6 protein-coding genes are annotated in these 7,640 nt (G+C 72.6%); 4 read left to right on the top strand and 2 right to left on the bottom strand.

All coding sequences use genetic code 11. The features are described from left to right. On the top strand, nt 1-1,162 hold a 1,162-nt coding region (locus tag I4I78_RS27290; protein WP_226380529.1), incomplete at its 5' end, for a nitronate monooxygenase family protein. 571 nt (nt 1,163-1,733) lie between these two features. Continuing rightward, nucleotides 1,734-2,471, top strand: a complete 738-nt coding sequence (locus tag I4I78_RS27285; RefSeq protein WP_218614370.1) for an SDR family NAD(P)-dependent oxidoreductase — start codon at nt 1,734-1,736, stop codon at nt 2,469-2,471. A gap of 76 nt (nt 2,472-2,547) precedes the next feature. Here the strand turns inward: I4I78_RS27285 and I4I78_RS27280 are convergent, their stop codons facing one another. Beyond that, nucleotides 2,548-3,831, bottom strand: a complete 1,284-nt coding sequence (locus I4I78_RS27280; protein ID WP_218614369.1) for an NAD(P)H-dependent oxidoreductase — start codon at nt 3,829-3,831, stop codon at nt 2,548-2,550. A gap of 1 nt (nt 3,832) precedes the next feature. Next, complete coding sequence (gene rfbC, locus I4I78_RS27275; RefSeq protein WP_218614368.1) at nt 3,833-4,411, bottom strand: dTDP-4-dehydrorhamnose 3,5-epimerase; 579 nt, start codon at nt 4,409-4,411, stop codon at nt 3,833-3,835. A 215-nt stretch (nt 4,412-4,626) separates the two neighbouring features. Between rfbC and I4I78_RS27270 the strand changes: the two genes are divergently transcribed. Together I4I78_RS27270 and I4I78_RS27265 are read left to right on the top strand one after the other, a co-directional pair. Further along, on the top strand, nt 4,627-5,565 hold the full coding sequence (locus I4I78_RS27270; protein ID WP_218614367.1) for an NADP-dependent oxidoreductase: 939 nt from the start codon (nt 4,627-4,629) through the stop codon (nt 5,563-5,565). A gap of 202 nt (nt 5,566-5,767) precedes the next feature. Continuing rightward, nucleotides 5,768-7,573, top strand: coding sequence for an NAD(P)/FAD-dependent oxidoreductase (locus I4I78_RS27265; RefSeq protein WP_218614366.1), 1,806 nt, complete (start codon nt 5,768-5,770; stop codon nt 7,571-7,573). Nucleotides 7,574-7,640: the final 67 nt, after the last annotated feature.

The following is a 7,640-nucleotide window of genomic DNA, read 5'->3' as shown; positions in this document are numbered from 1 at the left end:
CGGCGCCCTCGTGGGAGGACACCTGATGCGCACCGCCCTGACCGACCTGCTCGGCATCGACGCCCCGCTGGTCGGGTTCAACCGCTCACCCGGCGTCGTCGCGGAGGTGAGCCGGGCCGGTGGGCTCGGCGTGCTCGCCGCGACCATGTACGGCCCCGAGGAGCTCGACGCCCAGCTCACCTGGATCGAGGAGCAGCTCGACGGACGTCCCTACGGCGTCGACCTGCTGGTCCCCGGCGCGACCGCGGCCGGCGACCCGGCCGACCTGATCGCCAGCCTGCGCGCGCAGATCCCCGACGAGCACGTCCGCTTCGTCGACGAGCTGCTCGAGCGCTACGACATCCCGGCGCCGTCCACCCCGCCCGCGCAGAACCCGGAGATCGTCGCGAACCTGGACCCGAGCGGTGTCCCGGCGCTGCTCGACGTCGTGTTCTCACACCCGGTCGCGCTGGTCGCGAACGCGCTGGGCACCCCGCCACCGACCCTGGTGGAGCGGGCGAAGTCCGCCGGTGTCGTCGTCGCGTCACTGGTGGGCAAGCCCGAGCACGCCGCCCGCCAGCTCGACGCGGGCGTGGACCTGCTCGTCGCGCAGGGCACCGAGGCGGGCGGGCACACCGGCACGATCGCCACCATGATCCTCACCCCGGAGATCGTCGAGCGGGCCGGTGACGTGCCGGTGCTCGCCGCGGGCGGGATCGCCACCGGTGCCCAGATGGCCGCCGCGCTCGCACTCGGCGCGGCCGGGGTGTGGTGCGGATCGGTGTGGCTCTCCAGCCGAGAGGACATCACCCCGGACCCGGTCAAGCGCAAGTTCCTGGCCGCGAGCAGCTCGGACACGCTGCGCTCGCCGACCCGCACCGGCAAGCCCGCCCGCCAGCTGCGCAGCGCCTGGCACGACGAGTGGGAGCGCCCCGGCAGCCCCGCCCCGTTGCCGATGCCGCTGCAGCCGATGCTGATCGCCGACGCCTGGTCGCGGATCGACTCCGCGGCCGAGGACGGACATGCCGGTGCGACGGCGCTGGAGTCGTTCTTCATCGGGCAGGTCGTCGGCGGGTTCGCCGAGCTGGCACCGGCCGGGGACATCACCCGCCGGATCGTCGACGACTGCGCGACCCGCCTGCGCGAGCTCGCGGACCTGGCAGGAGCATCCGCGCGGACCTGACGGAGGCCGTCCGCCGCGGACCGCCCCTGGCCGCCCGCTCACCCCTGGCCGCTCACCCCTGGCCGCCGCCCCTCGGTTGGCCGCTCCTCGGCCGTGGCGCGGTCCGCGCTGTGGATCAGGCCCAGGCGGGGACGGCGAGGGTCACGTTCTGGCGGTCGCCACCACCGGAACGTGGCGCTCGCCGCGGCGACGAGGCATCGCCGCGGGGCGAGATGACGACCATGGCCCTCCGACCGTGGCGCAGCGGCATGAACATCATCTCACCTGCCCACAACGTCCGGTCGGCCCCGTGTTCGGGCGCCCGCGGCACCCAGCTCTACAACGGACCGTTCCGTGCCGCGCGGTGTCGGGGAGGTGTCCCGAGGGGCCCCTTCGCTCACCACCGGGCCCCGAAGGGGCCGCTCGAGCCGGGCCCCGGCCCGCCCCGGGCCAGCCTGGCCGTCGCGACCCGGTACCTCCCGGAGCGGCTCGAGCCCGTCGACGCGCTCCCGTGCCACGCTGACCGGCAAGATCGGAGAAGTTCCGGCTGCGCGAACGTCGCGCGCCCGGTGCCGACGAGAAGGAGCAGCAGATGAGCGACCGTATCGCCGTGGTGACCGGGGCCGGGTCCGGGATCGGGCGGGCCATCGCGCTCGCCCTGGCCGCGGACGGCGACCGGGTGGTGGCCGCCGACCTCGACGCCGACGGCGCCGCCGCGACCGTCGCGCAGAACCCCGACCGGATCTCCGCATCCGAGGTCGACGTCGCCGACCCGGACTCGGTGGCGAACCTCGCCGCCGAGGTCGCGGAGAAGGTCGGCACGGTGTCGGTGCTGGTCAACTGCGCGGGCTGGGACCGCACGGACGCGTTCCTCAACTCCACGCCGGAGTTCGCGGACAAGGTCGTCGCGATCAACTACCTGGGCCAGGTGCACGTCTGCCGGGCGTTCCTGCCGGCGATGGTCGAGGCCGGTAACGGCGGGAAGGTCGTCAACATCGCCAGCGACGCCGGCCGGGTCGGCAGCTCCGGCGAGACGATCTACGCCGGGGCCAAGGGCGGCGTGATCGCGTTCTCGAAGTCGCTGGCCCGCGAGATGGCGCGCCACCAGATCAACGTCAACGTGGTGTGCCCCGGCCCGACCGACACCCCGCTGTTCGCCGCGGGAGTCGACGAGAAGCTGCAGCAGTCGCTGATCCGCGCGATCCCGTTCCGGCGCCTCGCGCAGCCGGAGGACGTCGCGGCCGCGGTCCGGTTCTTCGCCTCCGACGGCGCGTCCTACGTGACCGGGCAGGTGCTCAGCGTCAGCGGCGGGTTGACGATGGCCGGCTGAGCACGGCAGGCAGTGCTGGCAGGGCCGGGCAGGGCACGGCCCGCGGGACCGGGTGACCGGTCCCGCGGGAGCAGCGTCAGCGGAACAGCTTGTCCTGCTCCTCGCGCAGCTGGTCGATCAGCCGTCCCGGGGGCAGGGACACGTCGCCGTAGGTCAGGACCTCGTCCTTCGCGACGTCGCGCAGGAGCGTGGCGCCCTCGGCGACGCCCATCGGCAGCAGCCGCTCGTCGCCGGTGACCCGGCTGGACTCGGCGACGCCGTAGGTGTCGTAGCCACCCAGGCCGTCCAGGGCGTGCCCGGCGGACATGTCGTGCTTGGCCGTGGCCACGACGTCGACGTGCTGCCCGGCCGGCGGGGTGAGCGCCGCGTCGGCGAAGTCGACGGCCCGGGCGATCGTGTTCGGCACCTCGAAGTGGCACAGGTGGTACGGGGTGTAGAAGCTGTAGAGCGGGCCCTTCCCGAGCTTGTAGAGCTCAAGGTAGTGCCGCTGCTTCGGGTCGTCGTGGGTGCCCAGCACGTAGACGCCCGGACCCGGCTTCGCACCCACCACGTAGTCCACGACCCCGCCGAGTGCCTGCACCTCCTCGACGTCGTAGACGCCGGTCAGCTCGTCGACGTGCCCGTCGTGGTCGCGGCCGTACATGCCGCGCCGCCCGACCGTGAACCCGAACGCGTTCGCCACGATCGCCTGCTCGAACGACACCTTCGTGCCGTCGGCGAAGCTGGTGACCATGTAGGGGTCCTGCCCCCACTTCTCCGCGAAGGCCTGCTGGGTGGTGGGCGTGCGGTACTCGTCCTGCAGGCCCTTGATGTTGCCCGCGACCAGCGGGGTGACGCCGATGCCCTGCACGAACCGCAGCAGGTTGGCCTGCACGCCGGGCTGGTCGCCGTCCGCGCCGGTGAGCACGACACCGGCGGAGCGGGCGCGGTGGGCCAGCAGCGGGCCCACGGTGCCGTCCAGCTCGGCGTTCATCGTCACGACCGGCAGGCCGCGCTCGATCGCGGCCAGCGTCACGTGCGCACCGAACTCGACGGCGCCGGTGACGTCCACGACGCAGTCCAGGTGGGTCGCCTTGAGCAGCTCGAACGCGTCGCCGAGCACGGCGGGCGTGCCGGCCGCGACCGCGGCGTCGAGCTCGGTGGCCGAGTCGACCTCGCGCGGCTCGAGGCCCGCATCGGTGTAGGCGCGCCGCGCGTGGGCGAGGGTGCGGTTGGCGATCGCGACCAGGTCCATGCCCGGTACCGAGTTGACGATCTGGTTGGCCAGTCCCCGGCCCATGAAACCGGCACCGATCATGCCGACCCGGATCGGTTCGCCGCGGGCGGCGCGGGCCCGCAGGGCGTTGTCGACGATCAGCATGTCAGCGACCGCCCGTCCCGGCCGGTGCCGACGCACCGGCGAAGTCGGCGTTCTCGGACAGCAGCGGCCACGACGCGTCCTTGTCCGAGATCTTCACGACCGGGACCGGCCACTCGACGCCGAGACCCGGGTCGTCGTGGCGCAGACCCCGCTCCGCGCCCGGGGTGTAGGGCGTGGAGACCTGGTACATCGTCTCCGCCTCGTCGGTCAGCGTGAGGTAGGCGTGCGCGAAGTTGCGCGGCACGTACATCGCCCGGCGGTTGTCCTGCGAGAGCTCCGCCCCGAAGTGCTGCAGGTAGGTCGGGGAGTCCGGGCGCAGGTCCACGATCACGTCGTAGATCGCGCCCCGGATGCACCGGATGACCTTGACCTCGGCGTTCGGGTCGAGCTGGTAGTGGAAACCGCGCAGCGTCCCGGCGACGTGGTTGTAGGACATGTTGCACTGCGTGATCGTCGGGTCCAGCCCGGCGTCGGCGAACTCCTGCTCGCAGAACGAGCGCGCGAAGAACCCGCGGTCGTCGGTGAGGAGCTTGAGATCGATCAGGGCCGACCCGGCCAGAGGAGTCGTGTGGATCTGCATGAAGCACCAATCGGCTGGGGAACTGGCGGTCTACTCTGCGCACTCCCGGCCGTGATGCGGGTACGGGCGACGATGACCCGGAGATCCGTACCGGCCCCTCATCGTATCGACCCGGTTCACCCGGGTCGGGCGAGCCCCCGACGGCGGACGGTCACGACGCTCACCCGTTCGTGACGACCGGCGCGCGCCACGGCGGAGGATTAGGGTCCGCCGGTATGCGAGCGGTGGGAGTACGCGTCCCGGGTGGCCCAGACGCCCTCGAGGTCCTCGACCTGCCGGAGCCGCACGCCGGCCCGGGTGAGCTGCGGATCCGGGTGCGGGCCGCGGCGGTGAACCCGACGGACACGCTGCAGCGCGCGACGCGGCGCCAGGACGTCGACCCGCCGTGGGTGCCCGGGATGGACGTCGCCGGCGTCGTGGACGAGGTGGGCGGCGGGAACCCGGACGGGATCGGGGCCCCGCTCTCGGTCGGTGACGCCGCGATGGCCGTCGTCGTTCCCTCCGGGACCCACGGGGCCTACGCCGAGTACGTCGTGGTCCCGGTCGGTTCGGCGACGGCCCTGCCCGACGGGGCCGACGCGGTCGCCGCCGCGACGCTGCCGATGAACGGGCTCACCGCCCGTCTCGCGCTCGACGAGCTGGCCGTCCCCGCCGGCGGGACGCTCGCCGTCACCGGCGCGGCCGGGGCGTTCGGCGGGTACGTCGTGCAGCTTGCGGTCGCGGCCGGGATCCGGGTCGTCGCCGACGCCGCCGACGACGATCGGGACCTGGTCCGCGCGCTCGGTGCCGACGTCGTGCTGGCGCGCGGGGACGGGTTCGCCGCGGCCGTGCGCGAGGTCGTCCCGGACGGCGTCGACGGGCTCGCCGACGGCTCCGTGCAGGGCGAGGCCCTGCTGCCCGCGGTCCGCGACGGCGGCCGGGTCGCCACCGTGCGCGGGTACCGGGGGAGCGAGGTCCGGGGGATCACCTGGCACCCGGTGTGGGTGCGCACGATCGCCGAGGACCGCGCGAAGCTCGACGGCCTGCGCGCGCTCGCGTCCTCCGGCGCGCTGACGCTGCGGGTGGCCGGCACCTACCCGGCCGAGCGGGCCGCGGACGCGCACCGCGCCCTGGAGGCCGGCGGGCAGCGCGGCCGGGCCGTCCTCACGTTCTGAGCACGTTCCAAGCACGTTCTGGGCCGGCCGCGACCCGCGGTCGCCGCGGATCGCGATGTGGCATTGCAACCTTGTCCCAACGTGTGCGCCGGGCCACTCCGGTCGTGTCTACTCCACCCCGCACGCCCCGATGACCGCGGCACTGCAGGCTGGTGAGCCCGTCGCGGTCTTCTCGATCCCGCTCACCGCAGGAGGAGAGCCCGTGAGCCAGACGCTGCAACGGTCCGAGTCCAGGACCACGGCGGAGACCTGGGTCTCCGCATTCGCCGATGCGCTGTCCGCCCGTGACGTCGACCGCGTGACGTCGCTGTTCGCCGAGGACTGCTACTGGCGCGACCTCGTCTCGTTCACCTGGAACCTCAAGACCGTCGAGGGTCGCGAGCAGGTCGCGGACATGCTGAACGCGACGTTGGAGCGGACCGACCCGTCGAACTGGGAGATCACCGCCGAGCCCGCGACGGCCGACGGCGTCACCGAGGCCTGGCTGTCGTTCGAGACCGCGACCGGTCGCGGGACCGGGCACGTGCGCGTCGTCGACGGGAAGGCGTGGACGCTGCTCACCACCCTCGACGAGCTCAAGGGCCACGAGGAGCCCTCCGGCGAGCGCCGCCCCAAGGGCGCCGAGCACGGTGCCAACCCGGACCGGGTGACCTGGCTCGAGGACCGGGAGAAAGAGGCGAAGGAGCTCGGCTACACCCGCCAGCCCGAGGTCGTCATCATCGGCGGCGGGCAGGGCGGCATCGCGCTCGGGGCGCGGCTGCGCCAGCTCGGCGTCCCGACGATCATCGTCGAGCGCAACGAGAAGGCCGGCGACTCGTGGCGGCGCCGCTACAAGAGCCTCGCCCTGCACGACCCGGTCTGGTACGACCACCTGCCCTACCTGAAGTTCCCGGACAACTGGCCGGTCTTCGCGCCGAAGGACAAGATCGGCGACTGGCTCGAGATGTACACGAAGATCATGGAGCTCAACTACTGGGGCTCCACGACCGCGAAGTCGGCGACCTTCGACGAGGCGGCCGGCAAGTGGACGGTCGTCGTCGACCGGGCGGGCACCGAGGTCACCCTCCGGCCGAGCCAGCTGGTGATCGCCCTGGGCGTCTCCGGCAAGCCGAACGTGCCCACGTTCCCCGGGGCGGAGAAGTTCCGCGGCGAGCAGCAGCACTCCTCGGAGCACCCCGGCCCGGACGCCTACGTCGGCAAGAAGGTCGTCGTCGTCGGGTCGAACAACTCGGCGTTCGACATCTGCGGCTCGCTGTGGGAGGCCGGGGCCGACGTCACCATGGTGCAGCGGTCCTCGACGCACCTGATCAAGTCCGACTCCCTGATGGAGCACGCACTGGGCGCGCTCTACTCGGAGGAGGCGGTCGCGAACGGCGTCGACACCCGCACCGCGGACCTGATCTTCGCGTCGCTGCCGTACAAGATCATGAACCAGTTCCAGAAGCCGGCCTACGACGCCGTCCGCGAGCAGGACGCCGACTACTACGCCCGGCTGGAGAAGGCCGGGTTCGACCTGGACTTCGGTGACGACGACTCCGGCCTGTTCATGAAGTACCTGCGCCGCGGCTCGGGCTACTACATCGACGTCGGCGCCGGTGAGCTGGTCGCCGACGGCAGCGTGAAGCTGGTCAACGGGCAGGTCAAGGAGCTGACCGAGTCCGAGGTCGTGCTGGAGGACGGGACCCGTCTCGAGGCCGACCTGGTCGTCTACGCCACCGGCTACCGGTCGATGAACGGCCTCGCCGCCGACATCGTCGGGCAGGACGTCGCGGACAAGGTCGGCAAGGTGTGGGGCCTGGGCTCGGACACGACCAAGGACCCCGGTCCCTGGGAGGGCGAGCAGCGCAACATGTGGAAGCCCACCCAGCAGCCCAACCTGTGGTTCCACGGCGGCAACCTGCACCAGTCGCGGCACTACTCGCTCTACCTGTCGCTGCAGCTCAAGGCGAGAGCGGAGGGCATCGACACCCCCGTCTACGCCCTGCAGGAGACCCACCACACCGCGTAACCCACCAGCAGCCCCACCCACCATGGCTCCACAACGCGCGCAAGCACCCTCACCCCGCCGCGTTGTG

The sequence above is a fragment of the Pseudonocardia sp. KRD291 genome, from assembly GCF_019263595.1.
Taxonomy (GTDB): domain Bacteria; phylum Actinomycetota; class Actinomycetes; order Mycobacteriales; family Pseudonocardiaceae; genus Pseudonocardia.
This window is presented reverse-complemented; position numbering and strand designations above follow the sequence as displayed.